This window comes from Mycolicibacterium litorale (assembly GCF_010731695.1).
Lineage (GTDB): Bacteria > Actinomycetota > Actinomycetes > Mycobacteriales > Mycobacteriaceae > Mycobacterium > Mycobacterium litorale.
The window spans coordinates 4,746,145-4,761,323 of sequence record NZ_AP022586.1; the positions used below are offsets into that span (position 1 = coordinate 4,746,145).

Genomic DNA, 15,179 nt, shown 5'->3' on the forward strand with positions numbered 1-15,179 from the left:
CTCGGACGGTGATCCGGTCGCCGCGTCACACGGCCGAACCCTCGGCTTCGTCGACCGACGCGGCCAGCAGTGCGGCGATGTCCTGCCAGCTGTCGGTCACTGCGCAGGCGCCTGCGGCCGCCAGTTCGTCGCACCGTCCGGCGCGTTCACCGGGCGGCACGAACAGCAGGTTGCCGATGGTCGGGATCTCCGCGGCGACGGCGGACGCGACGCCGGGAACCGAATCCTCGATGGCCACCGCCTGTTCGGGTTGGATGCCGAGAGCGTCGAGGGCGAAGCGGTAGATCGCCGGATCGGGCTTGCTGGTCGGCGACGGCAGCGAATCCTCGGCACTGAATCGCACGTCCGCAGGGATCAGGCCGTCCAGGCCGGTTGCGGTGAAGCAGGCTTTCAGCCGCATCAGGGCGCTGGAGCTCACCGCCGCCAATCCGTACGCCCGGCTCACACGGCGCAGAGGTTCCAGGACGCGGGGGTCGGGTCGCAGCACCGAACCCAGGTGCGCGGTCACCTCGTCGCGTTCGCGGCGGACCCATTCCTCCAGCGCCCGGGCGGTCAGCACCGGGCCGGAGGCGTCGCCGGGCGCCACCGCACCGGATCGACCGCCTGCGAGCACCGTGTCCACCGGCACCCCCCACTCCACGGCGAGGTCGACGGCGGTGGTGCGAAAGTTCTTGCCCGTGGTGGCTATTCGCAGCTCCTGAGCCGTGTAGCGGCGGGAGATTCCCAGGCTCGCCAGATACCGGTTCGTCACGTCGACAGACGCGTCGAATGCGGGCTCTTCCGAGGGGAACAAGTTGCCGTCGGCGTCACACATCACGACGGTGACCGCCGCCGGCTCAAGCGGACGAAGGTATCGCAACGTCACTTCCTTCCTGCAGGCGATGACCGTGGCGACCCGCCAGCACCGTCTGCAGCGCTGCTGAGACGCCCCGCTGGTCGATGACGCGCATCATGCACTCGAGCGCGCCGACGAACTCCGGATCGTCACCGAGGTCTCCGAAGACCTCCCGTACCCCGAGCAACGGCCGCGGATCGCTGAGACCGAGTCGCGCCAGTGTCGAGAATTGTTGAGCGCGTTCATCTTCCACGATGACCGGCCGACCGGTGAGGTCGTAGCCGCGCAGGTACCGGAACCAGGCGGCCACCGCAAGGGTGAGCAGTGCCGTCGGCAAGCCACGCGAGCGGGCCTGACGCAGCGAGGGCAGCAGATACGACGGCATCTTCGTCGATCCACGCGCAGCCAGTCGCGAGAGAGCGTCGGGCACACCGGGATTCGTCAGACGACTGAGCAGGGTGAGCCGGTAGTCGACGAGGTCGATATCGGCCACTCCCTCCAGGAGCGGGGACAGTTCGCTCGCCATCAGCTGTTCGATGAAGCGGTAGACGCGCGGATCGCGCATCGCGACATCGGTGGTCTCGTGACCCAGCAGGATCCCGAGATAGCCCAGCGCGCAGTGCGATCCGTTGAGCATCCGGGTCTTCACCAGCCGGTACGGGCTGACGTCGGCGACGATGTCGACCCCGACGTCTTCGAGCGGTGGGCGACCGTTGCAGAACGAGTCCTCGACCACCCACTGCCGGAACGGTTCGGCGAGCACCGGCCACCGGTCGGCGATTCCGAAGGTCTCTGCGACAGCCGCGGTCGCGGCGGGCGTGGTCTTCGGGGTGATCCGGTCGACCATCGTGGCGGGGAACGCCACGTTGCGCTCGATCCAGCGGGCCAGTGGCGGGTTGCGCTGCGCGGTGAAGCCGACCAGCGCCCGGCGGGCCGCACCGCCGTTGTCGGGCACGTTGTCGCAGGACATGACGCTGAACGGCGGCAGCCCGCTGCGCCGCCGAAGCGCCAGTGCATCGGCGAGATACGCCCATGCGGTGAGGTAGGGGCCGGGCCCTTGGAGGTCGTGTCGCACTGCCGGGCAGTCGGCGTCGAACTCGTCCGTGAGCGCATCGCGGTGGTAGCCGTCGCCGGTGATGGTCAACGTCACCAGGCGCGTCCGCGGGTCGGCGAGCGCTGTGGTGACCTCGGCGTGCTCGTCGGGTGCGTACAGGTACCGGCGCAGCGATCCCACGACCCGTCCGTTGGACTCGCCGGGGCCGCGCTCCACGACCGTGTAGAGGCAGTCCTGGGCGGCCAACGCCTTCTTCATCTCGGGCCGGTGCAGTCCGACACCGGTGATACCCCAGTCCATCGAGGCACCGGTCCGAGCAAGATCGTCGAGGTAACTCGCCTGATGCGCCCGGTGGAACCCGCCGACACCGATGTGGACCACCGCCGGGGTCAGCGCCGAACGGTCGTAGTTCGGCACGGTGACCCGGCGGGAGTGGAGTGCGAGCGTGGCAGTCCTCAGGGGTACTCCGGTGTTCGGCCGCAGCCGGTTGACGTTGTGCATGGCGTTCTTCCCCCAGGCAGATGGGTGGCGAGCGCTCTGTGCGGAACGGCTCTGATGGGTCACGCGGTACTTCGGCGTGGGTCGATCGGCGTGGGCACGTGGTACCACCGATCGCCCCGGTTAAACAGTGATCGTGTACACCGGTGCGAGCAGGGCACGGAGCTGCGCCCACAACGCCGGGTGCGCGGCCAGGACGTCGCCGGTGGCCGGCCATGAGCCCGCGCTGGGCCCGGTCAGGTCGCCCACGGAGCCGCCGGCCTCTTCGACCAGCAGCACGCCGCCCGCACAATCCCAGGGGGAGAGACCGGGTGCCCACACCGCGTCGGCGGTGCCGGTCGCCACGTGGGCCAGTGCACTGGCGGCGCTGCCGCCGCGGCGCAGATCGCGTACGCAGCGGCCCAACTCGTGCACCATCTGCCCGGCGATCTCGCGCTGGTCGTCGCGGCCGAAGTTGATCTCGATCAGCGCGTGGGTCAGCGACTCGACGTCGTTGACGGTGACACGCCGGCCGTTGCAGTACGTGCCGTGCCCGCGCTGAGCGGTCGTGGTCCGGTCGAGCACCGGCTCGACCACCGCCGCGGCAACGACGACGTCGTCGCTGCACCGGACGGCGGCGACGCTGACCGCCCAGTCGGCGCGGCCGTAGAGGTAGCTCGTCGTGCCGTCGATGGGGTCGACCACCCAGCGGATTCCGCTGGTCCCGTCGACGGTTCCGCCCTCTTCACCCAGCACTCCGTCAGCAGGCCGCAGGCGTGCCAGCACGGCACGGATGGCGTCCTCGGCCTCGCGGTCCGCCCGGCTCACGAGGTCGCGCGGGCCCTGTTTCTCCTGGATCTCGAGTGCCCTGTGATCGGCCCACCAGCGCATGGCCACCTCGGCGCCGGCCGCGGCGGCCTGGTGCGCGACGTCGACCAACTCGGCCGGCTGCGGTGCATCGTCGTCGGCCGCAGCATCTTCGGCGACGTTGTGCTGCATGGCTTTCCATGTCGATGCGCCAAGAACCGCCTTGGCGGTGGCCCGGCAGAGCCGTTGCACGGCTGCGGTCATCACCCCCGGTCGACCGAGCGCGTCCAGGCTGCGGCTGCTGAAGAAGAGGTACGCCGCCGCGATCAAGACCCACGGCAGCACCGCGAGCAGCGGACGCGCACACCCGGTGACGTGGAAGTAACCGGTGAGCAGAACCGCCCCGACGGGGACGAGGAGCAGCCGAACCCGCCGCGCCGTCAGCACGGCAGCCAGCGTCACGGCCGCGCCGATGGTTGCCGCAGCGGCCCATTGGGTGACCGACGACGGTCCGCACAACCAGCGGCCCGTCGCCGCCGCCGCGCACCCGGCAGTCACCATCGCGACGTTCCACGGCGCGGCCGCGGGCGTCCGCTGTGACAGGGGAGCCCACCGTTTCACGTCGAGCCGCGGATCGGCCAGCCGTGCGGGCAGCCAGCGGATCAACACCAGCAGGTGTTCGCGAGCCTGGTCCGCGCGCGCCTCGAACCGCACCCGGCCGTCGTCGGCGGTGGCGAATGCCGTGGCCTCGACCGCCCAGCGACTGGTCACGAACGCCACACCGTAGGCCCACAGGGTCACGGCGGCCCAGATCGCGAGTGCCGGGTGCGCGGTCACGTCGATGGCCAGCGCCAGGCCGATCATTCCGCGCACGGCGTACCCGGCGCCGACCGTGAGCCAGATGAGCAGGACGCCCATGCGCAGCGGCGGCGGTACGCGGCCGTCGCGCCCCGTGAACCGGGAGCGCAGCCATTCGTAGACGAAGGCCACCCCGAACACACCGACGGCCGCGAACGTGAGAATGCCGCCGAGGTCGAGCCCCGGGAGCGCGATGACCAGCACTGGGACGCAGAGCAGCCGGAGTAGCGCCACCGTGCTGCTCGCGGCCACGTTCCGGCGTGCGCTGCACAGGGGTCCGGGGAGTCGGCCCCGGCCGGCGCAGTCGGGATGCCGCTGGTCGGCGACGAAGCCGCGGGCGTCGTTCCACTGATACCGGGCCGGGTAGATCAGGAGCTCGACCGCGGCCAGGACGACCAGTGCCCGGACCACGGAATGGGTGCTCAGCTCGCCGGTGGCGACGGTGCCGACCGCGTAGGTGACCGGGATCAGCGACGCTTTCACCAGGTCCTTGGGCCGTGGCATCAACAGGTAACCGGTCAGCGTCCGCTGTCGCACGACAGCGGTACTTACCGCCTGCTGCCGGGCTAAACGGTCCGTGGCGCTCGGCGACCCGTCCCGGCGAACTCTCAGCACCGCACTTTGTCCCGCGCGACCACCGGCATCGAGTGATGTGGGTCGCCGTCGGCAACTCGCGCTGCGCGCAGTGCCTCGGCGATGGAGTCGACGGCGGGAATTGCCCGATCCGCCCCGACAGCCCGCAGCAGCCGCCGCGCGGCGCCTCCGGTGACGACCGCCCAGGGCTGGCCGGTTTCCCGGCAGTCGCGGGCCACTTCGAGCAGAAAGCGGATCCCGGCGGCCCCCAGGAATCCCACATCGCTCATGTCGAGGACGAGGCGGTGACCCGAGCCGAGGAGCGGTCGGACGGTGTCGCGCAGCACGTCGACTATCGATCCGTCCACATCGCCGCGCACGTTCAGGACCGTGGCCGTCTGCGTGAGCGGAGGGTCGTCTTGTTCGACCGCGTGGTCGACTGGAGAGGAAGTCATGACTCACCCATGGGTTCGGTGTGCTGGTCGTCGGTCAGGGCAACGAAGGCGCAACGACGTCATCGGCTTGATTGCGACTGACCGACCACATGCCCGCAATCGGCGAAGTTATTCGTCCGGCCGGTCCCGACCGCGGCGCCCGCAGGGGTGGTTTCGGCTGGGCGGCGGCAGGTAGGTTCTGGGAGTGCCGATGCAGCAGACCGACCACCGTCGCCGCGAATCCGTCACCGGCGCCGAGGTGGCGAGGCCGTGATCGCGCTCGATCTCGACGACCTGCACTCATGGTTCGGGTTCGGGGTGGCGGGCAACTTCGCCGGTCACCTCGAGCAGGCCGGTGAAGCCGCGGATTTCGTCAACGTCACCTCCGAGGGGACGGCGCCGAAGGGGATCTTCCCCTGGTACGCACCAGGGGTCGGCGGACAACTCGGGCAGTTCCCGCTCTCGCACGACCGGATCGCGTTGCCCGCCAGCGGCGAACCGCTCAATCTGCAGATAGAACCCGAGGTCGGGCTGGCGTGCCGGGTGGTGTGGGACGGCGACACCGTCGTCACGCTGGAACCGTTCGCGCTCGGCGCGTTCAACGACTGCTCGATTCGCAGGCCCGGCGCCGCCAAGATCAGCGACAAGAAGAACTGGGGCACCGATTCCAAGGGGGTGGCCGCGCAGTTCTTCGAGATCAGCGACCTGACCCCGGACGGACCGACCGCCACGCTGCGGCTGGTGTGCTTCCTGCGGGACGCCGACGGGCACGAGCACGCCTACGGCGTGGACAGCCCGCTTCTCGGCTACTCGTACTACGGCGAGGTGCTGCTGGACTGGGTGGTGGAGCGACTGGCGCACCAGAAGGGTTCGCCCGACACCCCGCTGGAGGACGTCGGCGGGTTGATGGTCGCCGCCGGCCGTCCCGAGCACGTCCTGATCGGGATCGGCGCGACGCGCTACACCGAGCTGGGGGAGTCGACGTACCTGCAGCCCGGCGACGAGGCCATCGTGCGGGTGTACGACACCGAGTCCGGCGAGACCTCCGAACTGCGCCAGACCGTCGTCACGGGGTAGCCGCCCGGCCGTTTCGCCGTCCTCCGGCCGTGCCGTTTCGCCGTCCTCCGGCCGGGTGCCGTTTCACCGCACGCCGGCGGGGTATGGGCAGGGTCATGCGTGCCATGGTCTACCGCGGTCCCTACAAGATCCGGGTGGAAGAGAAGGACATTCCACCGATCGAGCATCCCAACGACGCGATCGTGCGGGTGGAGCTCGCGGCGATCTGCGGCTCGGATCTACACCTGTACCACGGGATGATGCCCGACACCCGGGTCGGGATGACGTTCGGTCACGAATTCATCGGGGTAGTCCACGAAGTGGGCCCCTCGGTGCAGAACCTCAAGCCCGGCGACCGGGTGATGGTGCCGTTCAACGTCTACTGCGGATCCTGCTACTTCTGTGCGCGCGGGCTGTACTCCAACTGCCACAACGTGAATCCCAACGCGACGGCGGTGGGCGGCATCTACGGCTACTCCCACACGTGCGGCGGATACGACGGCGGGCAGGCGGAATTCGTGCGCGTGCCGTTCGCCGACGTGGGGCCGTCGCTGATCCCGGACACCATCTCCGACGAGGACGCGCTGATGTGCACCGACGCGCTGGCCACCGGATACTTCGGAGCGCAACTGGGCGACATCGTCGAAGGTGACGTCGTGGTCGTGTTCGGTGCGGGTCCGGTCGGGCTATTCGCCGCGCAGTCGGCATGGCTGATGGGGGCCGGCCGGGTGATCGTGATCGACCACCTGGAGTACCGCCTGGAGAAGGCCCGCACCATGGCCCATGCCGAGACCTACAACTTCGCCGAATACGACGACATCGTCGTCGAGATGAAGAAGGCCACCGGCTATCTCGGCGCCGACGTCGTCATCGACGCGGTCGGCGCGGAGGCCGACGGGAACTTCCTGCAGCACGTGACGGCCGCGAAGTTCAAGATGCAGGGCGGTTCGCCGATCGCGCTGAACTGGGCGATCGACGCGGTGCGCAAAGGCGGAACCATCTCGGTGATGGGCGCCTACGGACCGATGTTCAGCGCCGTCAAGTTCGGCGACGCGATGAACAAGGGCCTGACCCTGCGGATGAACCAGTGCCCGGCCAAACGGCAGTGGCCGCGGTTGTTCTCCCACATCGAGAACGGCTATCTCAAACCGAGTGAGATTGTGACACACCGGATTCCGCTCGAGCACATCGCGGAGGGCTATCACATCTTCTCCGCCAAACTCGACAACTGCATCAAGCCGATCATCGTGCCCAGCGCAGCGTAAGGACTTCCATGACCTACACCGCAGACCATCCGCCCGTCCCGTCGTCCGAAGAGCTGCGGGCCCGTATCCCCGGCTGGGGTGCCGATCTGGACCCCGCCGACCGGCCGTCGGTGCCCAAGCTGCGACCCGAACCCACCGGTGCGCACTGGGACTTCCCCGAGCGGCAGCCCGAGAAGTGGCCGCGCGAGCGGTCCATCGAGCACAAGTTCCTCACCCCGGTGTTCGGCACGTCGACGCCGCCGCGCGGGCTGTCGGGAGCGATCCGCAAGTACTCCTACGCCAGACACAGCGAGGGCAAGGCCGCGCACTGGCTGCTGCTGATCCTCGCCGACCGGGTGGACGCCGTCGAACACCACCTGCAGTCGTTCGTGAGCCTGCGGCCGGACAACCCGTTCACCGAGACCGGGGTCAAGTCGGAGTTCACCCACAACGGGCTTGCGGCGCGCACAGACACCAAACGTGTTGATCGCAACCACATGTGGATCGACCCGATCCTCGTCGGCGGACCCTGGCTGGTGTCCGCGCTGGTCGCGGGGCGAGGCATCAAGAAGATCGCCACCCGCGTCCGGCGCTAGTCGGCCAGCAGTTCGTCGAGCATGTTCGTGAACTGCGCGGGGTCGGCCGGGGTGAACGCAGGTCGCCACCGGTTGTCGATGACGTCGAGGGTGATCAGCGTCGACCGGAACGGGCGGCGCACGTCCAGCGGTAACCACCGGCGCAGGTCCGAACTGCCCCACAACCGGTAGCGGTGCAGCAGGTTCAACGGCGCCGAAGTGTAGCCGCGGACCTGCCGCAACGGAATCACCTTCGAGGTGCCCGAGGGAAAGTGGTAGCGCCGCAACGTGATCGCGTGCTTGTCCAGCTGGACCAGCCCGTCGTCGTAGTACTGGCGCGGCGCGCTCACGGCTGTTCCGTCCGCAGTTCGTGACCCTTGGTCGTCAGGCATCGCCCGTTCTCCAGATTCCACTGCCAGCCGTGCAGGTTGCAGGTCAGCGTGCTGCCCTCGACGACGCCGAACTTCGACAGGTCGGCCTTCAGGTGCGGGCACCGCCGCTGGAACTCGTAGCCGCCCATGGTGATCGACGCCGAATCGTCGTGCGCCTCGGCGAACCAGCCGTCGGCGTAGGCCACGCGCTCGTCGGTCAGGCACTTGAAGAACGTGTACAGGTACTCGTTGTACCCGCCCACCCGCCACGCCCGGAACCGGGTGGACAGGAAGATGGTGTTGACCCAGTCGGGTTCCCCGTCGCGCAGCACGGTGCGCACCAGTTCCGGTGCGATCTCGAAGCCGTAGCGGAACTTCTCGTCTGGGATGGGTTCGCGCACAACCCGTTTCGGGAAGTCGACCACGATGGTCTCTGGGCCGATCCGCAGTTCGACCGGGTAGCCGATGCCGTCGCAGATCTGGTCGCTCTGCACCATGATCGGTTCGAACTTCTCCCGCAGCGGCTCGAGCAGCGATTCGCCGCCCGGCGCGGCCCACGACGCCTTCTCGGCGGCCAGTACCGGCGCCATCCGCTGGGCGAACGCCTCGATGTAGTCGGCCTTGCCGGTGGTGAAGATGGCCTCCACCTCGTCGTCCGGCAGCGGATGGGTCAGTGAGTCCAGTTGCGAGCCGGTGAATTCCGCGGTGGAACCGGGGATCATCAGCAGTCCGCCGTCGTGGCCGTGCCTGCGCATCTGGTCGAGGAACACCATCTGGTCCGGGAAGATGTTCGCCGGGTCACCGTGATCGTCGTTCAGGTCACGCAGCTCGGGGTCCAGGAAGCACGGCGGACCGGCCGACGGGATCACCCAGGTGGCGCCGACCTGGGCGATGTACTGGCGGCAGCGGTCCATCTGGCGCTGGCGCTTCTGCGTGCCGAACGCCTCCTTGGCCCGGGCAGGCATGTCGTAGACCATCGGGTACCAGATCGCCCCCGAGTACTGCAGCATGTGGACGTCGACCTGGCCGAAGTCGGCGGCCAGCACGTCGAGGTCGACCGGGCGGGCGTCGTTCATGTTGAACGCGACCGTCTCGCCGTCATCGACCACCAGCCCGGAGTCGCCGATCGGCCCGTCGGCCGGCGCCCGCAGCGCGATGATCATCACATCGAGGTCGCCCTTGGGGCCGCTGACGCGGTGCTTGACCGAGTCCGTGGTCTCGAAGAACCGGTGGAAGCCGAGCTTCTCGAGCTCCCGGCGCAGGTCCGGCACAGGATAGTCGGGCAGCAGCACGACGGCGTCCTTGTTGACGTGCTCGCGCAGGTTCTTCGGGTCGAAGTGGTCCTTGTGCAGGTGGGAGACGTAGAGGTAGTCGACGTCGCCGAGGGCGTCCCAGTCGAGCTGGGTGTTGTCGGGGAACGGGAACCACGAGGCGAAGTAGGCCGGATTGACCCACGGATCGCACAGGATGCTCCCCGCCCTGGTGTCGATCCTGAAGCCGGCGTGTCCCACGCTGGTGACCTGCACATTTTCCTTCCCGCACGCGCTCTCGCGCGCATGACGTCGCGGGTCCAGTCTAAGGGCCGGCACAGGTGGTTCCCGCCTGCCGCGGCGGGTGGTGTACGGCTCACCGCGACCCTGCGGCACGGCGCACTACGCTGGCCGTGTGGAACCGGTATACGGAACAGTCATCCAGATCGCGCGCCTGGCGTGGCGCATGCAGGGCTTGACGTTCACCGTCACCGGCGTGGAGAACCTGCCGAAGACCGGTGGCGCGGTCGTGGCGATCAACCACACCAGCTATTTCGACTTCACCTTCGCCGGTCTGCCCGCCTACCGGCAGGGGCTCGGCCGCAAGGTCCGCTTCATGGCGAAGAAGGAAGTGTTCGACCACAAGGTCACCGGGCCGATCATGCGCAGCCTGCGGCACATCGAGGTGGACCGCGAGAGCGGCGCCGCCTCGTTCGAGCACGCGTGCGAGGCGCTGGCCGCCGGGGAGCTGGTCGGGGTGTACCCGGAGGCGACGATCAGCCGCAGCTTCGAGATCAAGGAGTTCAAGTCCGGGGCGGCGCGGATGGCGATCGCCGCGCAGATGCCGATCGTCCCGCACATCGTCTGGGGTGCGCAGCGCATCTGGACCAAGGGCCACCCGAAGAAGCTGCTGCGCCCCAAGGTGCCGATCTCGGTGGCCGTCGGTGAGCCGATCGAGCCCACGCTGCCCGCTCCGGAGTTGACGGCGCTGCTGCACCACCGGATGCAGCATCTGCTCGAGCGGGTGCAGGACGCCTATGGCCCGCATCCGCCCGGCGAGTTCTGGGTGCCGCACCGGCTGGGCGGCGGGGCGCCGACGCTGGCGGAGGCGAACCGGATGGACATGGAGGAGGCGGCGCAGAAGGCGGCGCGCCGCGCCGAGCAGGCCGGGCCCGGCGGGGTGCCGGAGTAGCGCCTATGGAGCCGGTCTTTCGCACGCTGGAGATCGTCGCCGAGGCTGTCGCCAGGATCAACGGGACCCGGATCACCTACCACGGACTCGAGCACATCCCGGCTCGCGGCGGTGCGGTGGTGGCGATCAACCACACAAGCTACGTCGACTGGTTGCCCGCGGCCCTGGCGGTCAAGCAGCGCCGGCGACGGATGCGATTCATGATCAAGGCCGAGATGGAGCGGGTCAGGATCGTCGGATTCCTGATCAGGCACACCGGCACCATCCCGGTCGACCGGCGGGCGGGTGCGGGTGCGTACGCCGCAGCCGTCCAGTCGCTGCGCGCGGGTGAACTGGTGGGCGTGTACCCGGAGGCGACGATCAGCCGCAGCTTCGAACTCAAGGAGTTCAAGACCGGTGCGGCGCGCATGGCGATCGAGGCCGGGGTGCCGATCGTGCCGTTGATCGTCTGGGGTGCGCAGCGGGTGTGGACGAAGGATCATCCACGGGCCGTGGGTCGCAGCAGGATTCCGATCACGGTGGTGGTGGGCGAGCCCATCGCGGCGGCGGAGCCGGTGTCGGAGCTGAGCGTCACGCTGCGTGAGGCGATGGGCGCACTGCTGGACCGGGCGCAGTCCGACTACCCCCACCCGGCGGGGGAGTACTGGGTTCCACGCAGACTGGGCGGCGGTGCGCCGACCATCGAGGAGGCCAGGCGCCTCGACGAGGCCGAACTGGCGGAGCGGGCCCGGAGACGGGCGGAAGGCGGACGGCCTACATGACGCAAGCGAGGAGCGAAGGCGGATCGCGCATATGACGCAAGCGAGGAGCGAAGGCGGATCGCGCATATGACGCAAGCGAGGAGCGAAGGCGGATCGCGCATATGACATTGCCGGCGATGATCGCCACCGACGTGGACGGCACCCTGCTCGACGACGACGAGAAGGTCTCGCCCCGTACGCGCGCGGCCGTGCACGCCGCCGTCGACGCCGGTGTGCAGTTCGTGCTCGCGACCGGGCGCCCGCCCCGCTGGGTGGCGCCTGTGGTCGACGGGCTGGGACTGGCGCCGATGGCGGTGTGCGCCAACGGCGCGGTGATCTACGACCCGTCCACCGACCGCATCGTGTCGGCCCGCACGCTGTCGATCGACGCGCTGCGCGAGCTGGCCGACATCGCGAGCCGGGTCATCCCCGGTGCGGGGCTGGCCGTCGAGCGGGTGGGCCGATCCGCCCACGATGCGGCGACCCCGCAGTTCGTCAGCTCACCCGGTTACGAGCACGCCTGGCTCAACCCCGACAACACCGAGGTGTCGCTCGACGATCTCCTGAGCGCCCCCGCGGTCAAACTGCTCATCCGCAAGTCCGGTGCGCGCAGCGCCGACATGGCCGCGGAACTGGCCAAGCACATCACCGTCGAGGGTGATATCACCTACTCGACGAACAACGGTCTGATCGAGGTGATGCCGGCGGGCGTCAGCAAGGCCAGCGGAATCCAGGAGCTCGCGGGTCCGCAGGGTCTGGTCGCCGGCGACGTGCTGACCTTCGGGGACATGCCCAACGACATCCCGATGCTGCGCTGGGCCGGCCACGGCGTGGCGATGGGCAACGCGCATCCGGAAGCGGTGTCGGCCGCCGACGAGGTCACCAGCCGCAACAACGACGACGGTGTGGCGCGCGTGCTCGAACGCTGGTGGATGTAGACCCGGCTCAAGTTCGATTGTCGGACTCCTCAACGCGGCTCGTGCCTCGCCGCTTGATCGTCGTCCGACTAGGGATTGATCGGTGCGGTGAACCGTTCCAGCTGCACCGGCGGGGTGTGTGACGAAGCGGGCGGCAGTTCGAGCGGGACGCCGTCGATCACCCGGGTGACGGTGCCCTTCTCGCGGTCGAAGTTCAGCGTGCCGTGTTGGAAGTTCTGTTTGATCCACAGCGGTTCGTGGATCTCGCCGCTGGTGGGCAGTCCGAGTGCGCCGCGCTCGAATCCCAGTGCGCCCCAAGCGTCGTAGATGGCGCCCGTCACCGGCGCGGCGCCGCTCTCCGGTGACCAGTACATCGCGCCGCGCTCGAAGCGGACGTACTTGGCCGAGCCGGCGCCGGCGGCCTCCGGCGATGTCGGCGCGCCCAGCGCGCTGGTCATCGCACCCATCTTGGTCCATCGGTCGAAAATCGCTCCGCCGCGCAGGGTTTCGGCCAGATCCTCCGGCCCTGGGGGTGCGTTGAACCGGGCGGCGATGGCCCGCAGATCGCCCATCGCGGCGTAGGCGGCGCGGCCCGGGCATTCGGTGTTGCCGACGTCGCGGTGGGTGAAGATGCTCGGCAGTGTGGGGGTGGCGCCCTGCGGGAAGTGGGTGAACGACCCGCCGGCAGACGTCAGCACCACGGTCCCCATCGGGTCGACGCGGTCGAGTCCCAGCCGCCAGCCCAGCAGTCGTCCGGTGGTGCGCAACTGGATCGGGGTGGGCGGTACCAGGTCGAAGTTGCCCATCATCGCCACCCCCCAGGTGTCGATGTTGAACCCGCCGGTGTGCGATCCCTCGACTGGCCGGTCCATTCCGCCCGCGCGTCCCTCGAAGACCTGGCCGTACTTGTCGACCAGTGCGTTGTAGCCCAGGTCGCACCAGCCCAGCGTGCGGGTGTGGTACTCGTAGATCGACCGGACCATGCCCGCGGAATCCTCGGGTGCGTACTCATTGCTGCCCGCGGTGTGGTGCACGATCCCGGCGCGAACGGCCCTGTCGTAGCGCGGTTCTCCGCATCGCATCGATTCGTCGGCGCCCCACTGCGGGCGGGTGATGATGCGGGGTGGCACCCCCGGGGCCATCACCGCGTTGGGCAGCGGCAGTGTGTCGACCGGTGCCTGCGGCGGGCTGATCAGTACCGCGTTGATGTTCTGTGCGAACGGCTGCTCGACGGTGGCGGGGACGTACCCGAGCCGGGGTCCTTCGGGTGCTTTGGCCGGCGGTGCGGTGGGTGCGGCGTCGGGCGGCCGGGTCACCGCGATCTGCACGGTGGTGGTGCGTCCGACGAACACCGGGTCGGTGCCGCGCAGTGCGGCGTTCTCCTCGCCGACTCCTTCGAGTGGTTCGGCCTCGTACCACGGCCCCCATGAGCCGTCATCCTTCTTGGCGCGCACCCGTGCGGAGGTTCCGGTGAGGTCGTCGGCGGTCAGCGCGACCATGGAGAACGGAGTGTCCTGGTGGAGTTCGCGGATGGTCTCGCCGCCGCCGAGGCCGGGGAGGGCCTGCTCGGTCAGCACCGGTGCGCCGGGTGCCGCGGAATCGTTGTCGTCGCCGGGCAGTCCGTCGACCGCCCACGGCAGGATCACGATCGTCGCCGCGATTGCGGTGAAGAAGAGCGACGGCGCAGGTCGACGGGACAGCACGGACTGATGTTACGTATGTGTCAGTTGTTACTGATGTTTCGACACGGCCGAAAACGGCAACAAATCACAACTGCAACGGCACCGCAGAGTCGTCGTTGACTTCTGCGGTGCCGTTTCGATGCAGGACTACTACATACCCGGGGCCGGTGCCGGGGCCGGTGCAGGCGGCGGGAGCGGCGCGCCGGCGGGCGGGGCCGCCGACTTGATGGCCCCCGTGATCGCCGGCACCACGACGCCCTTGAGCAGGTCGATGGCCTGGCCCGCGCCGAGCTGGTTGGCCGCGCTGGACAGATCGCCGAGCAGGCCGGTGCTGGCCGGAGCGGTGGGCACCGTCGCCATCAGCGGATCGCCGAGGATCGGGTAGGTGCCCAGGGCCGGGTCGGTGGCCAGCGGCGCCGAGATCGGGATCTCTCCCGGCACCGGCAGGGCGCCGGTGGAAACCGGGGTCAGCGCCGGATCGAGGCCGGCCGCCGGCGTGGTCAGCCCCGGGGCGGTCAGCCCGGAGAGATCACCGGCGGGGCTGGTCAGCGCCGGGTTGGTGAGCGCGGGGTTGGTCAGCCCCACGTCGGTGAGCCCCGGCGCGGTCGCGGTCACCGGCGGCACGCTCACCCCCGGCGTCGTCAGACCGGGCGTGGTCAGGCCGGGCGTGGTCAGCCCCGGGGTGGTGAGACCGGGCGTGGCCAGGCCCGGGGTGGTCAGACCCGGCGTCGCGAGGCCTGGCGAGGTGAGACCGGGCGTGGCCAGGCCAGGGGTGGTCAGCGTCGGCGACGCGGCCGGGGTTCCGGTGAGCACGCTCGTCGGCATCGGCGGGAGGTTGATGCCGAACGAGGACAGGCCCTGCGACAGTGCGGACATCAGCTCGCTGGGCAGATCGGTGACCATGGCGGCCTGGACGAACTCTCGGTGCTGAGGCGCATCGGTGGACCCGGAGAGCTGGGTCACGGCCACGGCTGCGACTGGACTTGCGACGGCCAGGGCGGCGAACGCGCTCATGGCTGTCGAGGCCTTGTTGCGACGTCGGTTCGGCACGGAAGTCTCCTCAATACATGGACTACATGTGGTTATTGCTCGTCAGCTCAATCGATGTCGACGG

Annotated in this window: 14 protein-coding genes; 6 read left to right on the forward strand and 8 right to left on the reverse strand. The window is 69.2% G+C overall.

Annotation, left to right across the window (positions count from 1 at the left end):
- Positions 1 to 25: 25 nt before the first annotated feature.
- The 4 genes from G6N30_RS22680 to G6N30_RS22695 form a co-directional block, all read right to left on the reverse strand.
- On the reverse strand, positions 26 to 865 hold the full coding sequence (locus tag G6N30_RS22680) for an HAD family hydrolase (protein ID WP_407664670.1): 840 nt from the start codon (positions 863 to 865) through the stop codon (positions 26 to 28).
- Entirely contained in the window at positions 837 to 2,390 is a 1,554-nt protein-coding gene (locus tag G6N30_RS22685) for a mannitol dehydrogenase family protein (protein ID WP_134057250.1), read from the reverse strand. The genes G6N30_RS22680 and G6N30_RS22685 overlap by 29 nt, the downstream gene beginning before the upstream one ends.
- Before the next feature lie 120 nt (positions 2,391 to 2,510).
- Entirely contained in the window at positions 2,511 to 4,568 is a 2,058-nt protein-coding gene (locus tag G6N30_RS22690; RefSeq protein ID WP_134057248.1) for an inositol monophosphatase family protein, read from the reverse strand.
- Between the two features lie 71 nt (positions 4,569 to 4,639).
- Complete coding sequence (locus G6N30_RS22695; RefSeq protein ID WP_134057246.1) at positions 4,640 to 5,059, reverse strand: STAS domain-containing protein; 420 nt, start codon at positions 5,057 to 5,059, stop codon at positions 4,640 to 4,642.
- Between the two features lie 249 nt (positions 5,060 to 5,308).
- Here G6N30_RS22695 and G6N30_RS22700 point away from each other — a divergent pair, with 249 nt between their 5' ends.
- The 3 genes from G6N30_RS22700 to G6N30_RS22710 all read left to right on the forward strand — a co-directional run bounded on the left by G6N30_RS22700 (position 5,309) and on the right by G6N30_RS22710 (position 7,934).
- Entirely contained in the window at positions 5,309 to 6,115 is an 807-nt protein-coding gene (locus G6N30_RS22700) for a DUF5718 family protein (protein WP_179965517.1), read from the forward strand.
- Positions 6,116 to 6,210: 95 nt separating this feature from the next.
- Entirely contained in the window at positions 6,211 to 7,359 is a 1,149-nt protein-coding gene (locus G6N30_RS22705) for a zinc-dependent alcohol dehydrogenase (RefSeq protein WP_134057244.1), read from the forward strand.
- An 8-nt stretch (positions 7,360 to 7,367) separates the two neighbouring features.
- The gene (locus G6N30_RS22710; protein WP_134057242.1) at positions 7,368 to 7,934 is read left to right on the forward strand and encodes a hypothetical protein; all 567 of its coding nucleotides are present in this window, start codon (positions 7,368 to 7,370) and stop codon (positions 7,932 to 7,934) included.
- Here G6N30_RS22710 and G6N30_RS22715 read toward each other — a convergent pair.
- Entirely contained in the window at positions 7,931 to 8,263 is a 333-nt protein-coding gene (locus G6N30_RS22715; protein ID WP_134057240.1) for a hypothetical protein, read from the reverse strand. The genes G6N30_RS22710 and G6N30_RS22715 overlap by 4 nt on opposite strands.
- Positions 8,260 to 9,810 (reverse strand): MBL fold metallo-hydrolase, encoded by a 1,551-nt coding sequence (locus tag G6N30_RS22720; RefSeq protein WP_134057238.1) that lies wholly within the window; start codon positions 9,808 to 9,810, stop codon positions 8,260 to 8,262. Before G6N30_RS22720 ends, G6N30_RS22715 begins: the two co-directional genes overlap by 4 nt.
- A gap of 139 nt (positions 9,811 to 9,949) precedes the next feature.
- Between G6N30_RS22720 and G6N30_RS22725 the strand changes: the two genes are divergently transcribed.
- The 3 genes from G6N30_RS22725 (at position 9,950) to G6N30_RS22735 (ending at position 12,404) form a co-directional block, all read left to right on the forward strand.
- On the forward strand, positions 9,950 to 10,726 hold the full coding sequence (locus G6N30_RS22725; protein WP_134057236.1) for a lysophospholipid acyltransferase family protein: 777 nt from the start codon (positions 9,950 to 9,952) through the stop codon (positions 10,724 to 10,726).
- 5 nt (positions 10,727 to 10,731) lie between these two features.
- Positions 10,732 to 11,487 (forward strand): lysophospholipid acyltransferase family protein, encoded by a 756-nt coding sequence (locus tag G6N30_RS22730; RefSeq protein WP_134057234.1) that lies wholly within the window; start codon positions 10,732 to 10,734, stop codon positions 11,485 to 11,487.
- Between the two features lie 101 nt (positions 11,488 to 11,588).
- A complete protein-coding gene (locus G6N30_RS22735; RefSeq protein WP_134057233.1) occupies positions 11,589 to 12,404 on the forward strand; it encodes an HAD family hydrolase in 816 nt (271 codons plus the stop codon).
- Between the two features lie 68 nt (positions 12,405 to 12,472).
- On the opposite strand, the gene G6N30_RS22740 is transcribed toward G6N30_RS22735, so the two are convergent.
- Positions 12,473 to 14,086: an N-acetylmuramoyl-L-alanine amidase gene (locus G6N30_RS22740; RefSeq protein WP_134057231.1), complete on the reverse strand. Its 1,614-nt coding sequence runs from the start codon at positions 14,084 to 14,086 to the stop codon at positions 12,473 to 12,475.
- A 129-nt stretch (positions 14,087 to 14,215) separates the two neighbouring features.
- Positions 14,216 to 15,115, reverse strand: a complete 900-nt coding sequence (locus G6N30_RS22745; RefSeq protein ID WP_134057229.1) for a hypothetical protein — start codon at positions 15,113 to 15,115, stop codon at positions 14,216 to 14,218.
- Positions 15,116 to 15,179 lie beyond the last annotated feature (64 nt).

Bases quoted from the DNA above. Each gene is read 5' to 3' on its own strand.
- G6N30_RS22685 (WP_134057250.1), bottom strand. From the start codon at position 2,390: ATGCACAACGTCAACCGGCTGCGGCCGAACACCGGAGTACCCCTGAGG.
- G6N30_RS22695 (WP_134057246.1), bottom strand. From the start codon at position 5,059: ATGACTTCCTCTCCAGTCGACCACGCGGTCGAACAAGACGACCCTCCG.
- G6N30_RS22705 (WP_134057244.1), top strand. From the start codon at position 6,211: ATGCGTGCCATGGTCTACCGCGGTCCCTACAAGATCCGGGTGGAAGAG.
- G6N30_RS22710 (WP_134057242.1), top strand. From the start codon at position 7,368: ATGACCTACACCGCAGACCATCCGCCCGTCCCGTCGTCCGAAGAGCTG.
- G6N30_RS22730 (WP_134057234.1), top strand. From the start codon at position 10,732: ATGGAGCCGGTCTTTCGCACGCTGGAGATCGTCGCCGAGGCTGTCGCC.
- G6N30_RS22735 (WP_134057233.1), top strand. From the start codon at position 11,589: ATGACATTGCCGGCGATGATCGCCACCGACGTGGACGGCACCCTGCTC.